Origin of the sequence: Actinomadura sp. WAC 06369 (assembly GCF_003947565.1) — a bacterium.
In the GTDB taxonomy this organism is placed as follows: domain Bacteria; phylum Actinomycetota; class Actinomycetes; order Streptosporangiales; family Streptosporangiaceae; genus Spirillospora; species Spirillospora rifamycini.
Map to the genome: position 1 here is coordinate 1 of NZ_QHJN01000097.1, position 23959 is coordinate 23959.

17 protein-coding genes and 1 pseudogene are annotated in these 23959 nt (G+C 74.9%); 10 read left to right on the top strand and 8 right to left on the bottom strand.

Annotation, left to right across the window (positions count from 1 at the left end):
* The 3 genes from DMH08_RS24365 to DMH08_RS24375 form a co-directional block, all read right to left on the bottom strand.
* On the bottom strand, positions 1-1095 hold a 1095-nt coding region (locus tag DMH08_RS24365; RefSeq protein WP_148108603.1), incomplete at its 3' end, for a cytochrome P450.
* A complete protein-coding gene (locus tag DMH08_RS24370; RefSeq protein WP_125617942.1) occupies positions 1092-1844 on the bottom strand; it encodes a glycosyltransferase family 2 protein in 753 nt (250 codons plus the stop codon). The genes DMH08_RS24365 and DMH08_RS24370, both read right to left, overlap by 4 nt.
* A gap of 2 nt (positions 1845-1846) precedes the next feature.
* A complete protein-coding gene (locus DMH08_RS24375) occupies positions 1847-2848 on the bottom strand; it encodes a 3-oxoacyl-ACP synthase III family protein (RefSeq protein WP_125617944.1) in 1002 nt (333 codons plus the stop codon).
* 193 nt (positions 2849-3041) lie between these two features.
* Here DMH08_RS24375 and DMH08_RS24380 point away from each other — a divergent pair, with 193 nt between their 5' ends.
* Positions 3042-4277: a cytochrome P450 gene (locus DMH08_RS24380; protein ID WP_233617773.1), complete on the top strand. Its 1236-nt coding sequence runs from the start codon at positions 3042-3044 to the stop codon at positions 4275-4277.
* 53 nt (positions 4278-4330) lie between these two features.
* Here DMH08_RS24380 and DMH08_RS24385 read toward each other — a convergent pair whose 3' ends face one another.
* Positions 4331-4714, bottom strand: a complete 384-nt coding sequence (locus tag DMH08_RS24385; RefSeq protein ID WP_026401155.1) for an SCO2583/SCO2584 N-terminal domain-containing protein — start codon at positions 4712-4714, stop codon at positions 4331-4333.
* Positions 4715-4840: 126 nt separating this feature from the next.
* Here DMH08_RS24385 and DMH08_RS24390 point away from each other — a divergent pair, with 126 nt between their 5' ends.
* On the top strand, positions 4841-5458 hold the full coding sequence (locus DMH08_RS24390) for a TetR/AcrR family transcriptional regulator (RefSeq protein ID WP_034516825.1): 618 nt from the start codon (positions 4841-4843) through the stop codon (positions 5456-5458).
* 39 nt (positions 5459-5497) lie between these two features.
* Here DMH08_RS24390 and DMH08_RS41855 read toward each other — a convergent pair whose 3' ends face one another.
* Together DMH08_RS41855 and DMH08_RS41860 are read right to left on the bottom strand one after the other, a co-directional pair.
* Positions 5498-6373, bottom strand: coding sequence for an MSCRAMM family protein (locus DMH08_RS41855; RefSeq protein WP_233617777.1), 876 nt, complete (start codon positions 6371-6373; stop codon positions 5498-5500).
* Positions 6374-6430: 57 nt separating this feature from the next.
* Positions 6431-7870, bottom strand: a pseudogene (locus DMH08_RS41860) (MFS transporter); the annotation flags it as partial.
* 433 nt (positions 7871-8303) lie between these two features.
* Between DMH08_RS41860 and DMH08_RS24400 the strand changes: the two are divergent.
* The 3 genes from DMH08_RS24400 to DMH08_RS24410 all read left to right on the top strand — a co-directional run bounded on the left by DMH08_RS24400 (position 8304) and on the right by DMH08_RS24410 (position 11921).
* A complete protein-coding gene (locus DMH08_RS24400) occupies positions 8304-9563 on the top strand; it encodes a cytochrome P450 (protein ID WP_125617949.1) in 1260 nt (419 codons plus the stop codon).
* 95 nt (positions 9564-9658) lie between these two features.
* Complete coding sequence (locus DMH08_RS24405) at positions 9659-10819, top strand: steroid 3-ketoacyl-CoA thiolase (RefSeq protein WP_026401159.1); 1161 nt, start codon at positions 9659-9661, stop codon at positions 10817-10819.
* A gap of 154 nt (positions 10820-10973) precedes the next feature.
* The gene (locus DMH08_RS24410) at positions 10974-11921 is read left to right on the top strand and encodes an MBL fold metallo-hydrolase (RefSeq protein WP_233617774.1); all 948 of its coding nucleotides are present in this window, start codon (positions 10974-10976) and stop codon (positions 11919-11921) included.
* Here the strand turns inward: DMH08_RS24410 and DMH08_RS24415 are convergent.
* Both DMH08_RS24415 and DMH08_RS24420 read right to left on the bottom strand, forming a co-directional pair.
* On the bottom strand, positions 11905-12111 hold the full coding sequence (locus DMH08_RS24415) for a hypothetical protein (protein ID WP_125617954.1): 207 nt from the start codon (positions 12109-12111) through the stop codon (positions 11905-11907). The two genes, DMH08_RS24410 and DMH08_RS24415, sit on opposite strands and share 17 nt — an antisense overlap.
* Before the next feature lie 235 nt (positions 12112-12346).
* Positions 12347-13981: an ABC-F family ATP-binding cassette domain-containing protein gene (locus DMH08_RS24420; RefSeq protein ID WP_125617956.1), complete on the bottom strand. Its 1635-nt coding sequence runs from the start codon at positions 13979-13981 to the stop codon at positions 12347-12349.
* Positions 13982-14275: 294 nt separating this feature from the next.
* Between DMH08_RS24420 and DMH08_RS24425 the strand changes: the two genes are divergently transcribed.
* The 5 genes from DMH08_RS24425 to DMH08_RS24445 all read left to right on the top strand — a co-directional run bounded on the left by DMH08_RS24425 (position 14276) and on the right by DMH08_RS24445 (position 23940).
* Positions 14276-16939, top strand: a complete 2664-nt coding sequence (locus DMH08_RS24425; RefSeq protein WP_125617958.1) for a hypothetical protein — start codon at positions 14276-14278, stop codon at positions 16937-16939.
* 79 nt (positions 16940-17018) lie between these two features.
* Positions 17019-19859: a hypothetical protein gene (locus DMH08_RS24430; RefSeq protein ID WP_125617960.1), complete on the top strand. Its 2841-nt coding sequence runs from the start codon at positions 17019-17021 to the stop codon at positions 19857-19859.
* A gap of 240 nt (positions 19860-20099) precedes the next feature.
* The gene (locus DMH08_RS24435) at positions 20100-21356 is read left to right on the top strand and encodes a cytochrome P450 (protein WP_233617775.1); all 1257 of its coding nucleotides are present in this window, start codon (positions 20100-20102) and stop codon (positions 21354-21356) included.
* A gap of 42 nt (positions 21357-21398) precedes the next feature.
* Complete coding sequence (locus DMH08_RS24440; protein WP_125617962.1) at positions 21399-22634, top strand: cytochrome P450; 1236 nt, start codon at positions 21399-21401, stop codon at positions 22632-22634.
* Positions 22635-22662: 28 nt separating this feature from the next.
* A complete protein-coding gene (locus tag DMH08_RS24445; RefSeq protein WP_026401167.1) occupies positions 22663-23940 on the top strand; it encodes a glycosyltransferase family 4 protein in 1278 nt (425 codons plus the stop codon).
* Positions 23941-23959 lie beyond the last annotated feature (19 nt).

Here is a 23959-nt window from a genome sequence, read left to right on the forward strand (position 1 = left end):
GTCCAGGACGGTGCGGGCCACGCGGCGGATCTGGGCCAGCGCGAGGGGGTAGCCGATGCAGAAGTGCGGGCCCGCGCCGAACCAGAGGCGGCGCAGCTCGGGCGGGTGCGGGCGGGCGGGGTCGAAAGGCCCGAGGTCACGGCAGCAGTTGTGCGTGGCGATGAGGATCCGGTCGCCCGGCCGGACGGCCGCGCCGCCGATCCGCGACGGCCGGTGCACGCTGCGCAGCATGACGGGCGTCGGGGTGGTGACCCGCATGGCCTCGTCGATCGCCCGGTCCAGGAAGCCGTCGGACGCGGCGGCGTCGGCGAGCAGCCCGGAGTCGGCGAGGAGGGCGACGAGGCGGGGGGTCAACGTCGCGACGGTCTCGGTGCCGGTGAGGAAGAACGCCCCGGCGGCGCCGCGCGCCTCGTCCTCGGAGAGCCCGAGCGTCCGCATGCGTCCCATGACGGTCGACTCGTCCCCGGCGGCGTACGCCTTCGCGGCGGCGTCGCCCAGCGGGTCCAGCACCGCGCGGGCGCGCCGGACCTGCGCGGGCGACAGCCGCCGGGTCCGCAGCGAGACGGCCGAGACGACCCGCTCGCCCTGCTCGAACAGCCGCCGGAACTCGTGCTCGGTGCGCAGCTCCAGGCCGACGACCTCGCTGATCACGGCGCCCGCCATGACGCGCGCGGCGTCCACGAGGTCGACGGGCGCGCCGCCCGCGAGGCGTCCGGCGAGCCGGTCCAGCGGCCCGTCCAGGACGCGCGCGCACAGCCCGTCCGCGTAGGCGGGGGTGAACAGGTCGGTGAGGCGGCGCCGGAGGGCCCGGTGGGCGTCGCCCTCCATGTTGAGCAGGACGGACGGCCCCAGCACGGGCGTCCACAGGTCGCCGGGCGACCCGGGGCCGTCCTTGCGGAACGTCTCGCCGTCCATGAGGACGCCGCGGGCGAGGCCGGCGTCGTTCACCACGACGCCCACGCCGGGCACCCGGACGACGGGGCCGCGCCGGGCGAGGCCGCGCAGCAGCGGGTACGCGAACGGGTGCGCGGCGAGGTAGAGGCGGCGCTCCCAGGCCGCCGTGCGCGCGGGCGGGGGGCGGCGGTCCCGGTTCATCGGATGTCGACCTCCGCGGGCCGGTACCGGTGGTCGGCGTACCAGCCGAGGGTCCGGACCAGGCCGAACGCGCGCAGCCGCCGCACCGACCCGTAGACGACCACGTCGTCGCGCAGCCCGTAGGCGGGCGTGAGGTACCGGACGCGGTTGACGAGCGCGCGGTCCTCGTGGACGTCCTCGATGCGGGTGCGCGGGAAGCCGCCCGCGCGCTCGTACAGGTCGGCGGTGATCGCGAGGTTGCAGCCCGGCATCATCACGTAGGGCCCGAGGTAGAGGGGGTCCTGGTTGCCGGGGCGGAACCGGCCGAACAGGGCGGCGGCGTCGATGACGGCGGGCAGCAGCGTGCGCTCCCACATCTTGAGCGGGAACTCGTCGGTGCGGGGCCGCAGCGGCCCGCTGACCAGTTCGAGCCCCGCGCCGAACGCCCGCTTCACGGCCGCGATCCAGCCGCAGTGCGGCAGGCAGTCGGCGTCGGTGCGCGCGATGTGCGTGGCCCCGGCGGCGATGGCGTGCCGGAACCCGGTGTCGGCGGCGGCGCCGGTGCCCTTCTCGTCCTCCCGGACGATCCGGACGCCGAAGCCCGGGCCGTCCGCGGCGAACTCCTCGACGATCTTCACGGTGGCGTCGGCGCCGGCGTTGTCGACGACGACGAGCGTGAACGCGGTGTCGGTCTGCTCGGCGAGGCGGCGCAGCGTCGCTCCGATCGAGCGCTCCTCGTTGTAGGCGGGGACGACGACCCAGAGGTCCATGGTCACAGCTCCGCGAACAGCACGCCGAGGCTGAGGCCGCCCGCGAGGCCGACGAGCGCGACCCGGTCGCCCGGCCCGCAGCGCCCGTCGGCGACGGCGGTCGCCAGTTGCAGCGGGAGGCTCGCGGACGCGACGTTGCCGTGGTCGGGCAGCGTCACGACGAGCTTCTCCGGCGGGATCCCGAGGGCCGCGCGCAGCACCTCCAGGTACGGGACGGTCACCTGGTGGACGGCGACGACCGCGAAGTCGTCCCAGGTCAGGCCGGTCTTCTCGAGCGCGGTCGTGAACAGTTCGGTGCCGCCCGCGAGGAACGCGTCCTTGAGGCGGCGGCCGTCCCCGCTGAAGTAGGTGTACTCGGGGTCGCGGGGGTGCATGGAGCCGCCGCCGGGGAGCGTCCCGATCTGCCAGGACGCGGAGGCGGCCGCGAAGTCGCGGTAGAAGATCCCGCCGTCGGGGGCGGCCTCGACGAGCATCGCGGCGCCGCCGTCGGAGAGGGTGTAGCCGGCGAACGCGTCGACGAACTGGGCGCGGTCGCGGACGCTCCAGCGGATCGCGCGGGACGGGCTCTCGCCGGTGCAGACCAGCACGCGCTCGTGCTGCCCCGTGCGGATCAGCGCCTCGGCGGTCTGCAGGCCGTTGAGGAAGCTGTTGCAGGCGTTCTTGACGTCGAAGACGGGGCAGGTCGCGCCGAGTTTCGCGGCGACGATGTGGGCGGTGGCGGGCTCGACGAGGTCCTGCGACGCCGACCCGAAGACCAGCAGGTCGACGCCGTCCGGGCGGAGGCCGCGGGCGGCGAGGACGCGGCGGGCGGCGGCGACGGCGAGGTCGGACGCCTGCTCGTCGTCGCGCATGACGTGCCGGGCGCGGATCCCGGTCATCCGCTCGACGATCGTGGGGTGCGGCCGGTAGCCGGCGCTCTCGCGGGCGATGCGCGCCTCGACCTCGGCGCTGCTCACGGTCCGCTCCGGCAGGTGCGCGGCGACGGCGGTGATGCGGGCTCTCATGGGGTCCCCCGGTTCCTCGTGCTCGGTCGGCGGCCAGGACGGCCAGGTTCGCCGACGTGGGCGCCCTCCGGACAGCGAGACCTTACGGAAAGGCCACCGGGGAAGTAGCCCAGTTCGAGGTGAGTACTACCACTTATCCCGAATGAGCGATACAGCCGGTCCGTCCGGTGACACGATCCGCGACAATCACCTGGTGACCAGGACGAAGACGACCCGGCCGGCACCGCGGCCGGCGACGGGACCGAGCGCGAGAGCGGCGGCGGAGGCGCGGCGGCACGAGGCTCGGCTGCTGTGGCACGGCAACCGGGGGCTGTTCGCCCTCCTGCAGGCCGGGCGGCGCACCGGCCCGGTGGCGCGCGTGCCGCGGCTCGGCTGGGTGGTGACCGACCCCGTCCTGGCCCGCCGCGTCCTCAACGACCACGAGCACTTCGGCATGAACGGCGAGGGCGGGGTCGGCCACCTGTGGACGCAGCTGTTCGGCGCGGAGATGGGGCAGTTCTTCGGGGGCGCGCGGCACACCGAGGTCCGCACCGCCGCCCGCGACCTGTTCACCGAGGACGCCGCCCGCGCGCTGATCGACCGGTCGCAGGGCGCCCACCACGCCGACCTGGCCCGCCGCCTCGCCGCCGGCGAGGCCGTCGACGTCGCCGACACCGCGCGCGTCCTCGCCGGCCGGATGGTCGCCGACGTCCTCGGCCTCCCCGCGGACCGGCCGGACGGGACGTACCGGGCGCTGTTCGGCGCCGGGGAGAGCCTCGCCGCCCTCGCGCTCGGCACCGCGGCCTCGACCGAGCTCGACCCGGCGACCGTCGCGCGGGCCCGCGCGATCGTCGAGGGCATCACCGCGGACGTCCCCGAGGCGTACCGGACGGGCGGGCCCGAGACCCTGCTCGGCCGCTGCCGGGAGACCGGCATCGGGCTGCCGATGGCGCGCGGCCTCGCGACCCTGCTGGTGATCGCGGGCACCGAGACCGGGGCGTCCGGGACCGTCCGGACGGTCGCGCTCGTCCACGACACCGGCGGCCAGCGCGCCCTGCTGGACGACCCGTCCCTCCTGGACGGCGCGGTGCGGGAGGGCCTGCGGGTCGCCGCGCCCGCGCCCGTCATCGGACGGCACGTCGTGCGGGACGCGGACGTCGCGGGGCGGACGCTGCGCGCCGGGGAGCGCGTGCTGGTCCTGACGTACCTGGCGACGAACGGCGCGGGACCGTTCGACGTGCGCCGCCCGTACGTCCCGGAGACCCGGCAGCTGTGGTTCGGCGGGGGCCGCCACCTGTGCCTGGGCGCCGCCGTGGCGCGCGTGCAGGTGGCGCGGATGCTGGCGACGCTGCTGGCGGACGGGCGCCCGTACACGATCACGCGCCGGCGGGCGGCGCGGCGGGTGCTCGTCCCGTCGTACGCGGAGCTGCGGGTGGCGCCGGCCCCCTGACGTCCGCACGTCCTGGTGAGCGGGGGCCACCGGGGCCCGGCGGGCCGGGCGGGTCAGATGCGCGGGGGCACCGGCTCGCCGGACGGCTCCGCGGACGGCACGGGCGGCGACACCGTGGTCGTCGGGGCGGGCTCGACCCGGCCGGGCGCCTCCATCTCGCGCGACGGCGAGTTCCACCACCAGAGCGCGACCGAGATCGCGAGGAGCACCATGATGCCGCCGAGGAGCTGCGCGACGGCCATCCGGTGGCTCGGGTCGCGGAACCGGCGGCCGCGCGGCGGGCGCGCGGCCCGGCCGCGGCGCCGCGCGGCGCGGTGGGCCGCCCGCCGGTCGCGGCGGCTCGGCGGGCGGGCCCGCTCTCGTGCCGAGGGTTCGGTGAACGCGGCACCGCGGACGAAGTCTTCGTCGAACACGGGCTCGTCGAAATCTGCGGGCATCGGACGTCTCCGGCGCGGGGGGCGGACGCCTCCACGGTAGTTGACGCCGGCACCCACCGGACACCGCGACGTTTTTCAAGCGGCGGCAAAAACCGATAGTTCACTATCGGTTGATAGGCTGAGCAGGTGCCGAGCGAAGCTTCCCGACCGCTGCGCGCCGACGCGGCCCGCAATTCCGCGAAGATACTGCGGGCCGCGCGGCGGGTCTACGCCGAGCGGGGCCCCGACGCGCCGCTGGAGGAGATCGCCCGCCGCGCGGGCGTGGGCATCGCGACGCTGTACCGCCGCTTCCCCGACAAGGCCGTCCTCGTCCGGGCCGCCCTCGACCAGAGCTTCACCGAGGAGCTCGCGCCGGTCATCGAGGAGGCCCTGGACGACCCCGATCCGCGCCGCGGGCTGGCCCGGGTGATCGAGACGGCCGTGGCGCTCACCGCCCGCGATTACAACATGGTCGCCGCCGCCCGGAACGCCGGCGGCTCCCCGGTGGACGCGGGCGCCCGGTTCTTCGCGTCGCTGGCCCCGCTGATCCGCCGCGGCCAGGAGGCCGGGCTCGTCCGCGGCGACCTCGTGCCCGACGACGTCCGCCGGATCATGTCCATGCTGGTCAGCGTGCTGTGGACGCTCGACCCGCGGGAGGACGGCTGGCGGCGCTACGTCGGGCTGCTCCTCGACGGGCTCAAGCCGGAGGCGGCGAGCCCGCTGCCGCCCCCGGCTCCGCTGCTGATCCGGCGCCCGGGCGGCTGACGCGCCGCCGGGGCGGGCCGGCCCGGGCCCGGACGGCGGCTACCCGTCGCCGTGCGCGAGGTCGATGTCGTGGCCGTCCAGCCCGCTCCCGGTGACGGTGACCGCGGTCGCCCTCGGCGGGTAGCCGGTCGCGATGACCGTGTACGCGCCGCCGTCGAGGTCGGAGAAGGCGTAGGCGCCGTCCGGGCCGGTCGTGGTCGTCGCGACCGCGTTCCCGGCCGCGTCGACCAGCGTCACCCGGGCGCCGCCGAGCGGCGCGCCCGCGCCGCGCACCGTGCCCCGCACGTGCGCGCCGGCGCGGAGCTCCACCTCGACCCGGGTGGCGGCGCCCGCGCCGACCTCGACGGGGACGGCCTGCGGCCGGTGCCCGGGCGCGTTGACCGCGAGCGTCATCGCGCCCGGCACCAGGTCCGCGACGGCGAACTCGCCCCGCGGGCCGGTCTCCGCCGTCGCCAGGACGTCGCCGCGCACGTCCGTCACGATGACCACGGCCCCGGCGACCGGCGCCCCGCCGGGCACCGACCGCACCGCGCCGGACAGGCCGCTCGTCCCGCCCAGCAGGACGTCGTGCGCGACCGGCGCGCCGCCGACCGCGATCGACGCGGCCTGCGGCTGGTGGCCGTCGGCGGAGGCGATCAGCACGTAGGAGCCGGTGTCCGGCGCGGTGAGCACGTACGCGCCGTCGCGGTGCGCGACCGCCCGGCCCACCTGGCGTCCCGCCTGCGAGATCAGCGTCACCGCGGCGCCCGCCACGGGCGCGCCCTCCGCCCCGCGGACGTGCCCGGTGACGGGGATCCCGGCCGCGCCCGTCCCGTCCGGCGCGCCGGACGGGACGGCCGGGCCCGGGCCCGCCGGGGCCGCCGGAGCGACGGCGGCGCCGGGCCCCCGGGCGGCGGCGAGCGCCTCCTCCTTCACGTCGGCCGCGGCGGCCGGCTCGCGGGCGCCGCCGCCGGGCGCCCCCTCGGCCGCCGTACCCGACGCGGGCGGCCGCGCGGCGGGACGGCGCCGCGGGATGAGGGCGGCGATGGCGAAGGCCAGCAGGGCGGCGCCCGCCCCCGCGCCCATGACCGCCTTGAAGCCGTCCTCGGAGGGCACCGGGACACCGCCGAGGCTCACGACCATCTCGGCGAGGATGACGCCCGCCGCGGCGCTGGCGACCGACGTGCCGATGGACCGCATCAGCGTGTTGAGGCTGTTCGCCGCGCCCGACTCGGACGCGGGCACCGCGCCCATGATGAGCGTGGGCATCGCCCCGTACGCGAAGCCGATGCCGGCGCTGATGACGCAGGTGGCCAGCACGAGGTGCCAGATCTCCTCCATCAGCAGGATGTTCACCCCGTACCCCGCGGCGACGATCAGCGCGCCGGCCATCAGGGTGGTCTTCGGCCCCGCGCTCCTGGAGACGGCGGCGGAGACCGGTGCCGTCGCCATCATCACCAGCCCGCCGGGCATCATGACCAGGCCCGCGACCAGCAGCGACTCGCCGAGGCCGTGCCCGGTGGCCACCGGAAGCTGGACGACCTGCGGGATGACCAGCGACATCGCGAACATGGAGAAGCCGATCGCGATCGACGCGATGTTGGTGACGAGCACCTGCCGGCGCGCGGTGGTGCGCAGGTCGACCAGCGGGTCCCGGACGCGCAGCTCGAACGCGCCCCACACCAGCAGGACGGCGGCGGCCGCACCGAACAGGCCGAGGGTCGTGCCGCTCGTCCAGCCCCAGTCGGCGCCCTGCGAGATGGCCAGCAGCAGGCAGACCAGGCCGATCGCCATGCCGGCGGCCCCGACCAGGTCGAACCGTCCGCCGGTCCGCATCCGCGACTCCGGCACCAGGGTCAGCACGAGCAGGAACGCGACGCCGCCGAGGCCGGCGGAGAACCAGAACAGGGCGTGCCAGTCGAAGGTGTCGGCGATGAGCGCGGCGGCGGGCATGCCGAAGGCGCCGCCGACGCCGAGGGAGGCGCTCATCAAGGCGATGGCGGACGGCAGCCGCTCGGCGGGCAGCTCGTCGCGCATGATGCTGATGCCGAGCGGGATCACGCCGGCCGACAGCCCCTGCAGCACCCGCGCGACGATCATCGGCGGGAGGGTGTCGCTGAGCCCCGCCGTGACCGAGCCGGCCACCATCGCGGCCACGCTGACCAGCAGCATGAGGCGCTTGCCGTACATGTCCCCGAGCCGTCCGCTCACCGGGGTGGCGACGGCCGCGGCGAGCAGCGTGGCGGTGACCGCCCAGGCGGCGTCCGCCGCCGACGCGTCCAGCAGCCGGGGCAGGTCGGGGACGATCGGGATCACCAGGGTCTGCATCAGCGAGACCACGATCCCGCTGAACGCGAGGACCGCCACGACCAGGTTCACCCGCACCGGCGCGGGCACCTCCCGCTCCGCGGACCGGGGTTGCGCATGGGACATGTATCGAGCCTCCGTGGGAGCTTTCGGATGATCACGACGGATCGCGCTCGGCGGATCGGGCGGCGCCCGCGCGGGGACGGCCACAAGCGATACGCAACTATCACTTAATGCTCCAGCGAAGCTAACACAACCGAGAGTGAACTCTCGGTTGTTCGGCGGCAGCGTGTCCGACGCCACACGTCTTCTAGAACGTGTTCTACCTAAAACCGGATCGCCCGGTGACGAAGCTCACCGCCGCCCACCTTGAGAACGATCATGTCCGCATGGTAGGACGTGCGGCGCCCGCTTCGCCTGCCGAAAGTGCGACTCAACCAAGCAAGCGCTTGAATAAGACTCTTGATTAGACTTGAGTCTCATTTTCTCTTGTCCGGCCCGTGGAACGCGTTCTACGGTGGGCGGAGCAGCAGCGTCGTCGCAGGCAAGGAGCGCCGCCATGACCGCCACCGCACCCGAGACCGCCGCACCCGAGACCGCCGTCCCCGCCGGCTTCGACTTCAGCAGCCCCGACCTGATGGCCGAGCGCGTCCCGCTCGCCGAGTTCGCGGCGCTGCGCCGCACCGCCCGCCCGTGGTGGAACCCGCAGCCCCGGGGCGCGACGGGCTTCGACGACGACGGCTTCTGGGTGGTCAGCAAGCACGCGCACATCAAGGAGATCTCGCGCGACCACGAGCTGTTCTCGGCCGCCCGGAACGGCTCGGTGATCCGGTTCAACGAGCGGTTCGCGCCCGAGGAGCTGGACGTCCAGCGCGAGAACCTGCTGCTGCACATGGACCCGCCGACGCACGCCAAGCTGCGCCGGATCGTCTCCCGGGGCTTCACCCCGCGCGTGATCAACGGGCTGCACGACGCCCTGCGGGACCGCGCGGAGCGGATCGTGGCGGACGCGCGGCGCCGCGGCGGCACCGGCGACTTCGTCACCGAGATCGCGGCCGAGCTGCCGCTGCAGGCGATCGCCGAGCTGATGGGCGTCCCGCAGGAGGACCGGGGGCGGCTGTTCTCCTGGTCGAACCAGATGCTCGGCTACGACGACCCCGAGTACGAGGGCGACCCGGCGTGCGCCGCCGCGGAGATCATCGGCTACTCGATGGAGCTGGCCGAGCAGCGCCGCGGCTGCCCCGCCCACGACATCGTCACGAAGCTGGTCGAGGCGGACGTGGACGGCCGGGGCCTCACCGACGACGAGTTCGGCTACTTCATGATCCTGCTCGCGGTGGCCGGCAACGAGACGACCCGGAACGCGATCACGCACGGGATGATCGCGTTCTTCGACCACCCGGAGCAGTGGGAGCTGTACCGGGCCGAGCGCCCCGAGACGGCCGCGGACGAGATCGTCCGGTGGGCGACGCCGGTGACGGCGTTCCAGCGCACGGCCGTCCGCGACACCGAGCTCGGCGGCGTGGAGATCAAGGCCGGGCAGCGCCTCGCCATGTACTACAGCTCGGCGAACTTCGACGAGGACGTCTTCGACGCCCCGGCCGCGTTCGACGTGCGCCGCTCCCCCAACCCGCACCTCGGGTTCGGCGGCACCGGCGCGCACTACTGCATCGGGGCGAACCTCGCGCGGCTGGAGATCGGGCTGATCTTCGACGCGATCGCCGACCGGATGCCGGACATCGCCCGGGCCGGCGAGCCGCGGCGGCTCCGCTCGGCCTGGCTGAACGGGATCAAGGAGCTGCCCGTCCGCTTCCGCTGACCCGTCGCGGCGATCTCACTCTCCGGGACCGCCCTTCCGACCCGAACTAGAACGCGTTACATTCGAAAGCGAATCGCGTTCTAGAAGGAGACCGCATGGGGAACCCGGTGATCGTCGAGGCCGTGCGGACGCCGCTCGGCAAGCGGAACGGCGTGCTCGCCGGCCTGAAGGCCCAGGCCGTCCTCGCGCACGTGCTGACCGCCGCCGTCGAGCGCTCCGGCATCGACCCGGACCAGGTGGAACAGGTCTTCGCCGGGTGCGTCACGCAGGCGGGCGAGCAGGGCGGCCACATCGGCCGCTACGCCTGGCTGTACGCGGGGCTGCCCTGGCAGACGGGGGTCACGACCGTCGACGCCCAGTGCGGCTCCGCGCAGCAGGCCGTCCACCTCGCCGCCTCGCAGGTGGCGGCCGGTGTCGTGGACGTCGCCATCGGCTGCGGCGTCGAGGTGATGAGCCGCACGCCGCTCGGCGCCAACGTCTACCCCGCCGACCCGCGCCCGGACGACTGGTCGCTCGACATGCCGGACCAGTTCGGCGCCGCCGAGCGGATCGCGGCCCGCCGCGGGTTCACCCGCGCCGACATCGACGCGTTCGGCGCCCGGTCGCAGCAGCTCGCCGCCAAGGCGTGGGCCGACGGCCGGTTCGAGCGCGAGATCGTCCCCGTCGAGGCGCCCGTCCTGGACGCCGAGGGGAACCCGACCGGGGAGACCCGCACGGTGACCCGCGACCAGGGCCTGCGGGAGACCACCGCCGAGGGCCTCGCGAAGCTCAAGCCCGTCCTCGGCGAGGACGCCCTGCACACCGCCGGGACGTCCTCGCAGATCTCGGACGGGGCCGCGGCCGTCGTCGTCATGTCCGAGGAGAAGGCCGCGGCGCTCGGCGTGCGCCCGCGCGCGCGCCTCAAGGCCCAGGCGCTCGTGGGCGGCGAGCCGTACTACCACCTGGACGGCCCCGTGCAGTCCACCGAGCGGGTGCTGGCCCGCGCGGGGATGACGATGAACGACATCGACATCACCGAAGTCAACGAGGCGTTCGCGTCCGTCGCGCTGTCGTGGGCGTCCGTCCACGAGCCGAACATGGACAAGGTCAACGTCAACGGCGGCGCCATCGCCCTCGGCCACCCCGTCGGCGCCACCGGCGCCCGGCTGATCACCACCGCGCTGCACGAGCTGGAGCGCCGCGACGCGGGGACGGCCCTCGTCACCATGTGCTGCGGCGGGGCCCTCTCGACCGCGACCATCCTCGAGCGCGTCTGACCCCGGACGCGTCCGCGCCCGGACCCCGTCCGGGCGCGGAGACAGTTGCACCGCCCGCGCCCGGCCCCGGGCGCGGGCGTCCCCAGGCGCGAAAGGCGGTCTGCCATTGCAGCCGGAACCGGAGGACCTCGGCGGGGGCCTGTGGAGCGTTCCCGTGCCCATCCCGGGCAACCCGCTCGCGTACACGCTGGTGTACGCGCTGGACAGCCCCCGCGGCCCCGTCCTGATCGACGCCGGCTGGCAGCACGAGGACGCCTGGACGGCCCTGACGGGCGGCCTCGCGACCTTCGGCATCGACGCGGCCGACGTGCACGGGGTGGTGGTCACGCACTTCCACCCCGACCACGCGGGCCTCGCGGGCCGGGTGCGGGAGACGTCCGGCGCGTGGATCGCGATGCACCGCGCGGACGCCGAGATCGTGCGGCTGTTCAACTCGGTCGACCGCGCCCAGCGCACCGGCATCGAGCACGACTCGATGAAGCGCGCCGGGGCGTCCGCGGCCGAGCTGGAAGGCTTCGCCGGCGGCGGCGGCCGGGTCGACCCGCCCGCGATCCCCGACCGGGAGCTGTCCGACGGCGACCTGATCGACCTGCCGGGGCGCAAGCTCCGCGCGATCCACACCCCGGGCCACTCCCCCGGCCACATCTGCCTGCACCTGGAGGACGCGGACCGCATCTTCACCGGCGACCACGTCCTGCCGCGCATCACCCCGCACATCGGGCTGTACCCCTACGACATCCCGGACGTCGACCCGCTCGGCGCGTTCCTCGGCTCGCTCGCCCGCATCGGCGAGATGACCGTGGACGAGGTGCTGCCCGCCCACCAGTACCGGTTCGCCGACCTCCCCGCGCGCGTCCGCGAGATCGTCGAGCACCACGAGGAGCGGCTCGGCGAGGTGACCGCGCTGCTGTCGGCGGCCCCGACCGCCCTGTGGGACGTGGCGGCGGGCCTCACCTGGCGGCACCCGTGGACCGAGATGCCCCTGGAGGCCCGCCGGATGGCGACCGGCGAGGCCGCCGCGCACCTGCGCACCCTGGAGAACCGCGGCCTCGTTCACCGCCGGGACGTCGACGGCGTCCTGAGCTTCACCTTGGCAGGCTGATCCGGCGGCTCTCCAGCCACTCCTGGTCGGCCTCGGTCCACAGCAACGGCCCGAGGGTCTCCAGCTCCTCCGCCCACGCGGCGGCCGCCGCCGCGTGGGCCGCCGCGGCGCGCCTCCGCCGCACGCCCGTCCGCACGAGGTCGAACAGCGCGTACACGAGGACCCCGCAGACCAGGATCGCGACGACCACGGCGGGACCTCCCCTCAGGACGCCCGCGGACGGGCGGCCCGGCCCCCGCATGACCCGGAGCGCGGGAACCGGCGACGGCATCTCTGCTCAGGGGATCCCCGCTGGCACGGGCCCGAACCTTTCATGATCATGTCCGCTCGTCCCGGCCGTCACCCGCGCGCCCCGGCGCCCCGGACGGCGTCGCGCGTTCCCGCGCGCGCGTCCGGGGCCGTCACCGCCGGGGCGGCGTCCCGGGTCAGTCCCCGCTCAGGTCGAGGCGCGGCCAGGGCGCCGCGTCCTTCTGGAGCTGGCGGTCGTGGGTGGCGAGCACCACCGCCGCCGGGGTCGCGCCGAGGGCCTCGGTCAGCTCGTCCACGAGGGCGATCGACAGGTGGTTCGTCGGCTCGTCCAGCAGCAGGACGTGCGGGCGCGCGGCCAGCGCCATCGCGAGGTCGAGGCGGCGCTGCTGCCCCATGGACAGCTCGCGCATCGGCCGGCCCGCGTCCGCCGGCGGCAGCAGGCCGAGGTCGCCCAGCGCGACCGCCTCCCCCTCGGCGAGGACGCCCGTGGCGACGAGCCGCCCGACGCGCGCGGCGAACACGTCGCGGGCGCGGCGGCCGCTCGCGCTCGGCGACTCCTGCGCGAGCAGCTCCACCCGCGCCTTGCGCGCCCGCCGCACCGACCCGGACGTCGGCTCGACGGTCCCGGCCAGCACCGCCAGGAGCGTCGACTTGCCCGCGCCGTTCGGCCCGGTCACGACCAGCCGCGAGCCCGACTCCAGCGCGACCGACACCGCCCGGTGCAGCCGCCCGTCGACCCGGACGTCCGTCGCGGTGAGCAGCCGGGCGCCCGGACGCGCCGGGAGGCCGGGCATCCGGAACCGCAGCGGCGGCACCGGCGCGGTCACCGCGTGCCGCTCCAGGTCGTCGCGGCGGCGGTGCACGGACCGGACGAGCGCGGGCGCCCGCGTCGCCCGCTGGTGCTTGCCCGTCCCCTTGTCGGGGCGCCACCCGGTGACGAGCCGGTTCTGCGCCTCCGACAGGTCGCGGGTGAGCCGCGCGTGCTCGGCCCGCTGCCGGTCGTACTCGTCCTCCCAGCGCCGCAGCTCCGCCTCGCGCCCCTCCCGGTACCCGGCGAAACCGCCGCCGTACACGGCCGGCCGCCCGTCGCGGCTCGGGTCGAGGTCGAGGACGGTCGTGGCGACGTCGGACAGCAGCGCCCGGTCGTGGCTCACCACCGCCACGCCGCCGGGGTGGGCGCGCAGCCGCGCGGTGAGGAAGTCGAGCCCGGACGCGTCCAGGTGGTTCGTCGGCTCGTCCAGCAGCAGGAAGTCGTGCTCGGCGCCGAGGAGGCACGCGAGCCGGACCCGGTAGCGCTGCCCGACGGACAGCGCGGCGAGCGGGCGGGTCCGGTCGGTGACGGCGCCGAGGTGCTCCAGGGCGAGGTCGACGCGGCGGTCGGCGTCCCAGGCGTCGAGGGCCTCGGCCGCGTCGAGCGCGGCGGTGTAGGCGTCGTCGGCGCCGGGCCGCCCGTCGGTGAGCGCGGCGGTCGCGTCGTCGAGGGCGCGCAGCGCGGCGCGGGCGTCCGCGAGCTCGGCGTCGACCGCGTCGCCGACCGTGGCGCCGTCCCCGGCGGGCATGGCCTGCTCGGCGATCCCGAGGGTGCCGACGCGCTGGACGGCGCCCTCGTCGGGCGTGAGGACGCCCGCGAGGACGTGCAGCAGGGTCGTCTTGCCGCGGCCGTTCTCGCCGACGATCCCCCAGCGCGCGCCGGGCGAAACGGTCAGGGTGACGCCGTCGAGGACGGTGCGCCCGCCGCGGGCGACGCGGATCCCGTCGGCGACGAGCTGGGCGCGGGCGCGCGCGGGCAGGGTGATGGAGAGGGTGTTCATTCTTCCTCCGGACGGAGGCGCGCACGTGCGGACGGCACGTGGACGGTGCGCCTTCGAGCTGGCTGATGGCAGCGTCAGACCGCCCGCGGCTCGCGCTGCGCGAGGGACGGGCCGTCCGGAAGGGGATCAGAGGAAGAACAAGCGTGGCACGGGACCGACGGTACCAACCGCGCCCCGGGGCCCCGCAAACGATTTTCGGCCGGGCCGGATCCCGCCGCCGTCCAAGATCGTCACAGTGCCGTACGCGGTGTCCGCCGAGGGGGGCTCGGCGGACCACGACGAGACGGAGGTGCGATGGCGGAGCAGATCCCGGACGCGGAGGGGGCCGTGGCGCGGGAGCATCGGGCGCTCGTCGAGCGCGTCGCGTCCGGCGACGTCGACGAGCGTCCGCTGACCGAACATCTGCGGCGGCTGGCGGACCACCCGGACCCGCGGACGGCGCACCGGTGGGCGCGCAGGGCACTGGGCGCGTTCTTCGACGCGGGCGCCGTCCCCGCCTACGCCATGCCCGACCTGGCACGCCTGGCGCGGGCGGCGGGCACCCGCCCGGACACCGAGCGGCGGTTCATCGCCGAGCGGCTGCTGCGGGACGGGTTGCTGCCGCGGGCGCCCATCGGCATGTGGGCTGAACTGGGCGCCGCGCTGCGCGACCTCGCCCGGGACGACGAGGCGTTCGAGCTGCTGCTGGCGGCGCGTCCCGATCCCGGCCCCGGCACCCCGCCGGACGTCCACGCCCGCACCGAGCACCTCTGGCGGCTGCTGGTCGGGAGGTCGGGAGCGGGACGGCTGCCGCGCGACTGGTACCGGGACATCGGACCGCTGCATCTGGACGACGCGATGGGGTTGGCGTACGACGCCGGCGCATGGGCGTTCCCTCCGCCCGATCCGCGCTTCGCCGTGGACGCCGACCCGGTCGCCTGCCGCGAGAACCCGCGCGCGCACCCGCTGTCCGGGACCGACGCGTTGTGGCCGTCCTTCAGTGCTGAGAGGGGCGACCTCCTGCGGCTCGCGGCGCGGCTCGGGGACCCGGAGAAGGAGCACGAGGCGCGCCGCGACCTGGACGCCTACATCCGCGCTATCGGCAGGGCCGCCAATATCGACTATCCCTCCGCGGTGCGGAAGATGATGAAGCACGGGCCGGTCCGCCGGGTTCTGGAGGAGCAGTTCGCGGAGTGGCGGGAGGAATGCGCGGCGGGCCGACTCGACGGCCTCGCGGAGGCGCTGCCCCGGCTGGCGCCGGTGGCCGAGGCCGTAGCGGTCTCCCGGCGGCTGCCGATGGACGCGGACGCCGCCGGGACCGGACTCGTCGACGGCGTCGCCGCCGCCGACCCGGTGGACGCGGCGTGGCGGGCGCTGCGCGCCGGACTCCCCGAGGAGTTCCGTCCCCCGGAGGGCTGGGTCGAGGGGGCGAGCGCCGCCCTGCACGGCGACTTTCTCACGTTCACGTCCCGCATGCGCATCGCCGTGCACGGACCGGGCGGACCGGTGCACGAGGGAGAGCTGCCCTTCTTCCCGGGAAGCGCGAGGTGGTTCAGCGACTTCAGCAGGCTCGTCCCCTGGTTCGACGGCACGGACACTTTCCTGTCGTGTGTGTTCAGGGGACGGCCGACGACGCTCCGGGTGGCGGGCAACGACCGTGTCGAGATTCCCGCGGGCGAACGGCTGCCGTGGCCGCAGAGCGCGACGTCCGTCCCAGTAACGTTCCCCGGAGCCGCCGAACCCGTCCGGGTCGCGCTCGACCGGGGCGCTCTGGAGGTGCGCGCCGACGGCCGGACGGTCACGCGCCGGCGGCCGTTCACGGGCGTCCCGCCCGGCTTCTGGCCGCACCTGGCGCCCGCCGACCCGAACGGCTCGGCGGCACTGCGCCGGGTGGAGCGCGGTACCGTTCGCGACCTGGTCGGCGCGGCGCTGATCGGCGAGGGGGAGCTGGACGCGGAGCTCGCCCGGGTCCTGCCCGAGATCACCGACCCGGTGCTGCGCGACACCGTCCGGGCGATGCTGGCCGAAGCCGCCCGTCTCGTGCTCCTGGCACTGCGGCTCTGCGACGCCCTCGGCCGGGAGCACCCCGCCGGGCTGCCCGACCGGGTCCGAAGCGCGAGCGGGCTGCGGGCCGGCCGCCGCATCGACCAGGTCCCGGCCGTCCGGCGCCTCGCGGAGGTACTGGGCGAGGCCGCGGCGTCCGGTCCCGCGCCCGACGCCCCGGTGCCACTCGACCGCGCCGTCCCGCCCATGCCGAACCGGCTGCTCTTCGGCACGCTGGGAGGCGAGGCGCTGCGGGCGTCCCGCCCGTGGTCGCCGGACTTCGCGCGCGCGCAGGCGCGCGACCTGCTGGGCGCGCTGGGCGACACGCCGTGGGGCGACGGCAGCGGCCGGTGGCGGCGGTTGCAGTTCCGGGCGATGCCCGAGCAGGCCGCGGACGACCGGGTCTGGCGAACCCCGGACGGGGCCATGCTGACCTCCGGCTCGGAAGCGATCGAATACTCCCCCGACGCGGTCTTCCGCCGCGCCTCTTTCGCCGGCTGGACGAACAAGTACGAGCCGCGCCCGCAGGGCTGGGGCGGCGCCGACCGCATCGCCCGGTTCCTGCGCCTGCTGGACGAGCGCGGCCCCGCCCCCTACGACGTGCGACAGATCCACCGCCTGGCCGACGCCACCGGGCTGCGCCTGCACACGGCGGCGTCCGCCGCGTACGGGTTCCCGTACACGGTCGGCCGCGAACGGGAGGCGGCGCTCCTCCCGGCCGAGGTCGCGGCGCTCTACCACGACCCGGAGACCGGCGAACTCGCCATACACGAGTCGTGGCAGCTCGACGACGCGCTCCGCGAGGTCCTCATGCCGGACGAGCCCGAAGACCTCTGGACCGGCGGCCTCGCCGTCGACAAGGCCGTCGAGTGGTGGGACCGCGAAGGCCGCCACCGGGACTGGCCGGGATCCGCCTACTGGGCGGCCAGGAAGTGACACGCACCGTTCCCGGCCGTTGGGAGCCGCGCGGCGGGCCGGTCCGTCAGACTCGGGAGAAATGATCAGGAGGGTGTGGATGACCAAGGAATGGCCCGGTCTGGACGGGGCCGCGGCACGGGCCGCGGAGGACCCGAAGGGTGCGCGGGAGGAGGTGTTCCGGGCGGCGGCGGCGCTCCCCGCGAGCGCGGTGGCCGAGTTCCTGGGGCACGCCGCGGGCGTCTTCGCGGCGGCCGGACGGACGGAGGACGCGGCGTTCCTGTTCGGGCGGTCCCGCGAGGTCGCGGACGCGCACGCACGGCTCCTCGACCTGCCCCCGGACGACGCCCGGACGCAGCGGACGCTCCTGGCGCTCGTCCCGTCCGGGGCGATCACGGCGAGCCTGCTGTACGACCACCTGCGGCGGCTCGCGACCCACCCCGAGCCGGAGGAGGCGCACCGGTGGGCCCGCGAGGCGGTGGGCGCGTTCTTCGACGCGGGCACCGTCCCGTACCCCAACTTCGTGGACGACCTGGGCCGCGTGGCGCGGGCGGCGGGGGCCGACCCGGCCGCCGAGCAGCGGCACGTCGCCGAGCGGCTGCTCCGGGAGGGGCTCCTGCCGCGCGCGCCGCTGCCGGTGTGGGAGGCGCTGGACGAGGCGCTGCGCGGGCTCGCCGCGGACGACGAACTGCTCGACCTGCTGATCGCGGCGCGCCCCGACGCGGCCCTGTACGACGACCCGGAACCGCGCGACGCGCACCACCGGCACTGGCTGCTGCTGCTCGGGCATGTCCGCGCGGGGCGGCGGCTGTCGCGCGAGTGGTTCCGCGCCGCGGGCCCGCTCCCGGCGGCCGAGCTGCTGCGGCTCGCGCCGGCCGCCGGCGACCGGCTGTTCCCGCCGCCCGGCCGCTTCTTCGACCCCGAGGCCGACCCGGTCGTCGGCCGCGCCCCCGTGCACCCGCTGACCCCCGTCAAGCCGAAGGGCCGGTTCGACCAGGAGGCGCCGTACTGGCGGGAGGACACCGACTTCTCGGCCATCGCCGAGAAGATCGAGGACTCCCCCGACGAGCGCCGGAAGCTGGACGCGTTCGTCCGCGCCCTCGGCTACTACGGCAACGTCGACTACCCGGCCATGATGCGCGCGATGACGGCGCAGGGCCCGATCCGGCGGGTGCTCGCCGAGCAGTTCGCCGAGTGGCGGGACGAGTGCGCCGCCGACCTGGAGGGGCTGGAGCTCGCACTGCCCCGGCTCGTCCCGCTGGCCGAGACGATGCCGGACGCCGAGATGCTCGCCGGCGTCGAGGCCGCCGACCCGGTGGACCGCGCGTGGCGGGCGCTGCGCGCGGGACTCCCGGAGGAGCTGCGGTTCCCGGGCGCGGGGAAGGGCTCGGTGACGGCCGTCCTGCACGGCGAGCTGCTCACGCTCGGGCTGGACGGCGAGCGCATCGTCGTGCACGGCCCCGGCGGGATCGAGCACGAACGGTCGACGCCCTTCCCGTCCGGGACGTTCCCGTGGTTCGACGGCACGGACGCCTACCTGTCGCGCCTGCACAACGGGCGCCCGGAGACGTACCGGTTCGCGGACGACGGCCGCCTGGAGATTCCCGACGGCGAACGGCTGCCGTGGCCGCAGAGCGCCACGTCCGTCCCCGTGACGTTCCCCGGCGCCACTGAATCCGTGCAGGTGACGCTCGACCGGGGCGTCCTGCGGCTGATCGCGGACGGCCGGACGGTCGCGCGGCGGCCGTTCCCGCACGGCGCCGTGGACGGCGCCGTCATGCCCCCGCCGGGCTTCTGGCCGCACCTTCCGCCCGCCGACCCGGACGGCTCGGCCGCGCTGCGCCGACTCGACCGCGCGGGCTTCGGCCGGCTCGTCGACGCGGCGCTCGTCAACGCGCGGGAGCTGGACGACGCACTCCCCCGCGTCCTGCCCGACGTCACCGACGCCCGGCTCCGCGGCGCCGTCCGGACGCTCGTCCAGCGGGCCGCCGCCGCCCTCCTGCGCACGCTGCGGCTGCGCGACGCGCTCCGCCTGCCGCGCCCGGCGGGCACGCCGGGCCGGGTCGCGAGCGTGAGCGGGCTGCGGCACGGGCGGTTCATCGGCGAGGTCCCGGCCGTCCGGCACCTCGCGGAGGTGCTGGCGGAGGCGGCCGAGTCCGGCCCGGCCTACGACACCCCGCACCCGCTCGGCCGCGTGGACATCCCCCGCCCGAACTACCTGCGGTTCGGCGTGCTGGGCGGCGAGGCGCTGCTGGCGTCCCGCCCGTGGACGCCCGAGCACGAACGCCTGAGGTCGCTCGCCGTGCTGGGCGCGCTGGGCGACACGCCGTGGGGCGACGGCAGCGGCCGGTGGCGCCGCCTGTGGTTCCAGTCGAAGACCACGCAGGACCCGGTCGGCCAGATCTGGCGGACCCCGAACGGGGCGATGGCGATCCTGTCCTTCCAGAACCACCCGCACAAGGACTCGGTGGCGATCGAGTACTCGCCCGACGCGACCTTCCGCGACTTCGTCTTCCCCGGCTGGACGAACAAGTACGAGCCGCGCCCGCAGGGCTGGGGCGGCCCCGACCGCATCACCCGGTTCATGCGTCTGCTCGACGAGCGGGGGCCCGCCCCCTACGACGTGCGCCAGATCCACCGCTTGGCCGAGGCCACCGGCCTGCAGCCGAACACCGCGGCGTCCGCGGCATACGGATTCCCGTTCACCCTCGGCCGGGAGAGCGAGGCGGCGTTGCTCCCCGCCGAAGTCGACGCGCTCTACAGGGACCCGGAGACGGGCGACCTCGCGAAGCACGAGTCGTGGCAGCTCGACGACGCGCTCCGCGAGGTCCTCATGCCGGACGACCCCGAGGACCTCTGGACCGACGGCCTGGCCGTCGACAAGGCCATCGACTGGTGGGACCGCGAAGGCCGCCACCAGAACTGGCCCCGAGCCGCCTGACCCACCCGACCGGCCACCCGGTCGGCCGCGAACGCCCGTGAGTGCATTGTGCGCTCGCGGGCGTTTTGCGTGGTGGCGATGGGGTGAGAGGGGCGTGCGGCGGGGCACGATTCCGGATTGAGACTCTTGATGAGACTGGAGTCTCATGCTAGAACGTGTTCTAGATCTTCGACCGAGCAAGCGCTCAGTCAGAGTCCCGTGCGGCGCGACGCGGGGCCGGCTCTTCACGAAGGGACGACCGTGACGCAACAGGACGTGGCCCCCGCCCCCACCGGCCGGGAAATCGACGTCATCGATCCCGGCGTGTACGAGCGGGGCGGCATCCCGCACGAGCAGTTCAGGTGGCTCCGCCAGAACGACCCGGTGCACTGGCACGCCGACCCGAACGAGGGCGTCCCCGGGTTCTGGGCGATCACCCGGCACGAGGACGTGGTCCGCGCGTCCCGCCGTCCCGACCTGCTGTCCTCGCAGACCCGGACGGCGATGTTCGAGGAGTTCACCGAGGACGACATCGCCCTGTACGGGCAGATCATGCTGTTCCAGGACCCGCCGGACCACACGAAGCTCCGCAGCATGGTCAACAAGGGGTTCACGCCCCGGATGATCGGACGGCTGGAGCAGCACATCCGCGACATCTGCAACAAGCTGATCGACGAGGCGGCGGCGCTCGGCGAGTGCGACTTCGTCGAGCACTTCGCGGCCCCGCTGCCGCTCTACACGATCTGCGAGCTGCTGGGCGCGCCGCTGGACCAGCGGCAGCAGATCTTCCACTGGTCGAACCAGCTCGTGGCGTTCAACGACCCCGAGTTCATCGGCGACCGCTCCGAGTCGCAGATGTACGCCGCCGAGTTCGCCGGATGGGCGGGCGAGCTCGCGCGGGAGCGGGAGTCCACGCCGCGGGACGACATCGTGACGAAGCTCCTCACGCCGGACGAGAACGGCGAGCGGATCAGCGAGGACCAGTTCGCGATGTTCGTGATCATGCTGTCGATCGCCGGCAACGAGACGACCCGGACGGCGACGGCGGGCGGCATGCAGGCGTTCTTCGAGCGTCCGGAGCTGTGGCAGCGGCTGCGGGAGGACCGGAGCCTGCTGCCGACGGCCGTCGAGGAGATCGTCCGCTGGGTGAGCCCCATCAACCAGTTCCGCCGGACGGCGACCGCGGACGTCGAGATGGGCGGCAAGACGATCAAGGCCGGGGACAAGGTGGTGCTGTTCTACAGCTCCGCGAACATGGACGAGACGGTGTTCGACGACCCGTTCACGTTCGACATCGCCCGCGACCCCAACCCGCACATCGGGTTCGGCGGCGGCGGCCCCCACTTCTGCCTGGGCACCCACCTCGCCCGGATGAACCTGAAGGTCGTGTTCGACACGATCTTGGACCGGATGCCCGACATCCGGCCCGCCGGCGAGCCCCGCCGGCTGCGCTCCAACTTCGTCAACGGCCTGAAGGAGCTGCCGGTGCGGTTCACGCCGTCGGCCAAGCGTGCTTGACTCCACCCCGTGCCCTGCCCCCCATGACCCGGAGGCGCGACGATGACGGCCACCCCCGACATCGACCTGGTCGAGCCCGGCTCCTACGAGCGCGGCGGCATCCCGCACGAGCAGCTCGCGTGGCTGCGCGAACACGATCCCGTCCACCGGCACAAGGGCGACCCGGAGCGGGGCGGCCCGCCCTTCTGGGCGGTGACGCGGCACGCGGACGTCGTCCACGTGTCGCGCCACCCGGAGGTGTTCTCCTCGTACGAGCGGCTCGCGCTGTTCGAGGAGCCGGACGAGGAGCACCTGGCGCTGCAGCGGCTCATGATGCTCAACCAGGATCCGCCGGACCACTCGCGCAAGCGGAGCATCGTGAACCGCGGGTTCACGCCGCGCGCGATCGGCGCGCTGGAGGAGCACATCCGCGACATCTGCCGGCGGCTCGTCGCGGAGACGGCGGAGCGCGGGGACGAGGCGGAGTTCGTCCGCGACCTGGCGGCGCCGCTGCCGCTCTACGTGATCTGCGAGCTGCTCGGCGCCCCGCCGGAGGACCGCGACAAGATCTTCCACTGGTCGAACACGCTGATCGGCGCGGACGACCCCGACTTCCAGCGCAGCCCCGAGGAGGGGCAGCAGGCCGCGACGGAGCTGTACGCGTACGCGGCGGAGCTGGCGGCGGAGCGGCGGCGGAACCCGCGCGGCGACATCGTGACGAAGCTGCTGCAGCCGGACGCCGACGGCGAGGTGCTGGACGGCGACGAGTTCGAGCTGTTCGTGATGCTGCTGTCCGTCGCGGGCAACGAGACGACCCGCAACGCCGCGTCCGGCGGGATGCTCGCGCTGCTCGAGCACCCCGAGCAGTGGGCGCGGCTGCGGGCCGACCCCTCGCTCGTCCGGACGGCCGCGGACGAGATCGTCCGGTGGGTGACGCCGGTCAACCTGTTCAAGCGGACGGCCGTGCGCGACGTCGAGCTGGGCGGCAAGAAGATCGCGGCGGGCGACAAGGTCGTGGTGTTCTACGCGTCCGCGAACCGGGACGAGGCCGTGTTCGGCGACCCGTTCTCGTTCGACGTCGGCCGCGACCCCAACCCGCACATCGGCTTCGGCGGAGGCGGCCCCCATTTCTGCCTGGGCGCCCACCTCGCCCGACTCGAGCTGAGTGTGCTCTTCGAAACACTCTTGGACGCTATGCCCAATATCGAACTCAGCGGTAACGTACGGAGGCTAAGGTCTAGTTTCATCAACGGCATAAAGGAGATGCCGGTGCGTGTGCGACCGGTGTCCCGGGACTGACGGGAGTGGTGCGTGGGCAGGGGCTGGCGTGGGTGAGGCAGACGAGCCGGGCGGTCCACTGCGGGTGGCCCTGCTCTCGTACCGGAGCAAGCCGCACTGCGGAGGCCAGGGCGTCTACCTGCGGCATCTCAGCAGGGAGCTGGTCGATCTCGGGCACACCGTGGAGGTGTTCTCCGGGCAGCCCTATCCCGAGCTGGACCGCGACGAGATCCGGCTGACCAAGCTCCCGAGCCTGGACCTGTACCGGGACGAGGACCCGTTCCGCACCCCGGCCCTCGGCGAGTTCCGCGACTGGGTGGACGTCCTGGAGTTCGCCCACATGCGGACGGGCGGGTTCCCGGAGCCGCTGACGTTCAGCATCCGGGTCCTGCGGGAGCTGCGGCGCCGCCGCCGCGACTTCGACGTCGTCCACGACAACCAGGTGCTCGGCGTCGGCAACCTCGGCATCCCGAAGCTCGGGCTGCCGCTGGTCACCAGCATCCACCACCCGATCAGCGTGGACCGGCGGATCGAGCTGGAGGCGGCGCAGGGCATCCGGCAGAAGTTCGGCAAGCGCCGCTGGTACGGGTTCGTGGGCATGCAGGCGCAGGTGTCGCGGCGGATCGGGCCCGTCCTGACGGTGTCGGAGTCGTCGAAGGTCGACATCGTCAAGGACTTCAAGGTCGACCCCCGCGACATCGACATCCTGCCGCTGGGCGTCGACACCCGGATCTTCCACCCGCGCGGCGAGCGCGTCCCCGGCCGGATCGTGGCCATGGCCAGCGCGGACGCGCCGATCAAGGGCGTGGACGTGCTGCTGCGGGCGGTCGCGAAGCTCGCCACCGAGCGGGACGTGCACGTCGTCGTCGTGAGCCGCCCGCAGAAGGACGGCCCGACCGAGAAGCTCGTCCGCGACCTCGCCCTCGGCGACCGCGTCCAGTTCGTGAGCGGCATCAGCGACGACGAGCTGGGCGCGCTGCTCGCGTCCGCGGAGATCGCGGTCGTCCCGTCCCGCTACGAGGGCTTCTCGCTGCCCGCGGTCGAGCACATGGCGTCCGGCACGCCGCTGGTCGCGTCCCGCGCCGGGGCGCTGCCCGAGGTCGTGGGGGACGCGGCCGTCCTCGTCGAGCCGGGCGACGTCGAGGAGCTCGCCGCCACCCTGCGCGGCCTGCACGACTCGGCGGACGAGCGCGCCCGCGCCGGCGCGGCCGGGCTGGCCCGCGTCCAGGAGCGCTTCGCCTGGCCCGCCGTCGCGCAGGCCACCGTGCGGCACTACCGCGAGGCCGTCGCGCAGCAGAACTACCTGCGGCTGGCGCGGCGCGGCTGACGACCAGACCCCAACAGCA

Excerpts from the sequence above, each read along its gene's own strand:
- DMH08_RS24440 (WP_125617962.1), top strand. The coding sequence starts at position 21,399 with ATGACGGCCACCCCCGACATCGACCTGGTCGAGCCCGGCTCCTACGAG.
- DMH08_RS24405 (WP_026401159.1), top strand. The coding sequence starts at position 9,659 with ATGGGGAACCCGGTGATCGTCGAGGCCGTGCGGACGCCGCTCGGCAAG.
- DMH08_RS24370 (WP_125617942.1), bottom strand. The coding sequence starts at position 1,844 with ATGGACCTCTGGGTCGTCGTCCCCGCCTACAACGAGGAGCGCTCGATC.
- DMH08_RS24430 (WP_125617960.1), top strand. The coding sequence starts at position 17,019 with ATGACCAAGGAATGGCCCGGTCTGGACGGGGCCGCGGCACGGGCCGCG.
- DMH08_RS24375 (WP_125617944.1), bottom strand. The coding sequence starts at position 2,848 with ATGAGAGCCCGCATCACCGCCGTCGCCGCGCACCTGCCGGAGCGGACC.
- DMH08_RS24400 (WP_125617949.1), top strand. The coding sequence starts at position 8,304 with ATGACCGCCACCGCACCCGAGACCGCCGCACCCGAGACCGCCGTCCCC.
- DMH08_RS24425 (WP_125617958.1), top strand. The coding sequence starts at position 14,276 with ATGGCGGAGCAGATCCCGGACGCGGAGGGGGCCGTGGCGCGGGAGCAT.
- DMH08_RS24385 (WP_026401155.1), bottom strand. The coding sequence starts at position 4,714 with ATGCCCGCAGATTTCGACGAGCCCGTGTTCGACGAAGACTTCGTCCGC.
- DMH08_RS24420 (WP_125617956.1), bottom strand. The coding sequence starts at position 13,981 with ATGAACACCCTCTCCATCACCCTGCCCGCGCGCGCCCGCGCCCAGCTC.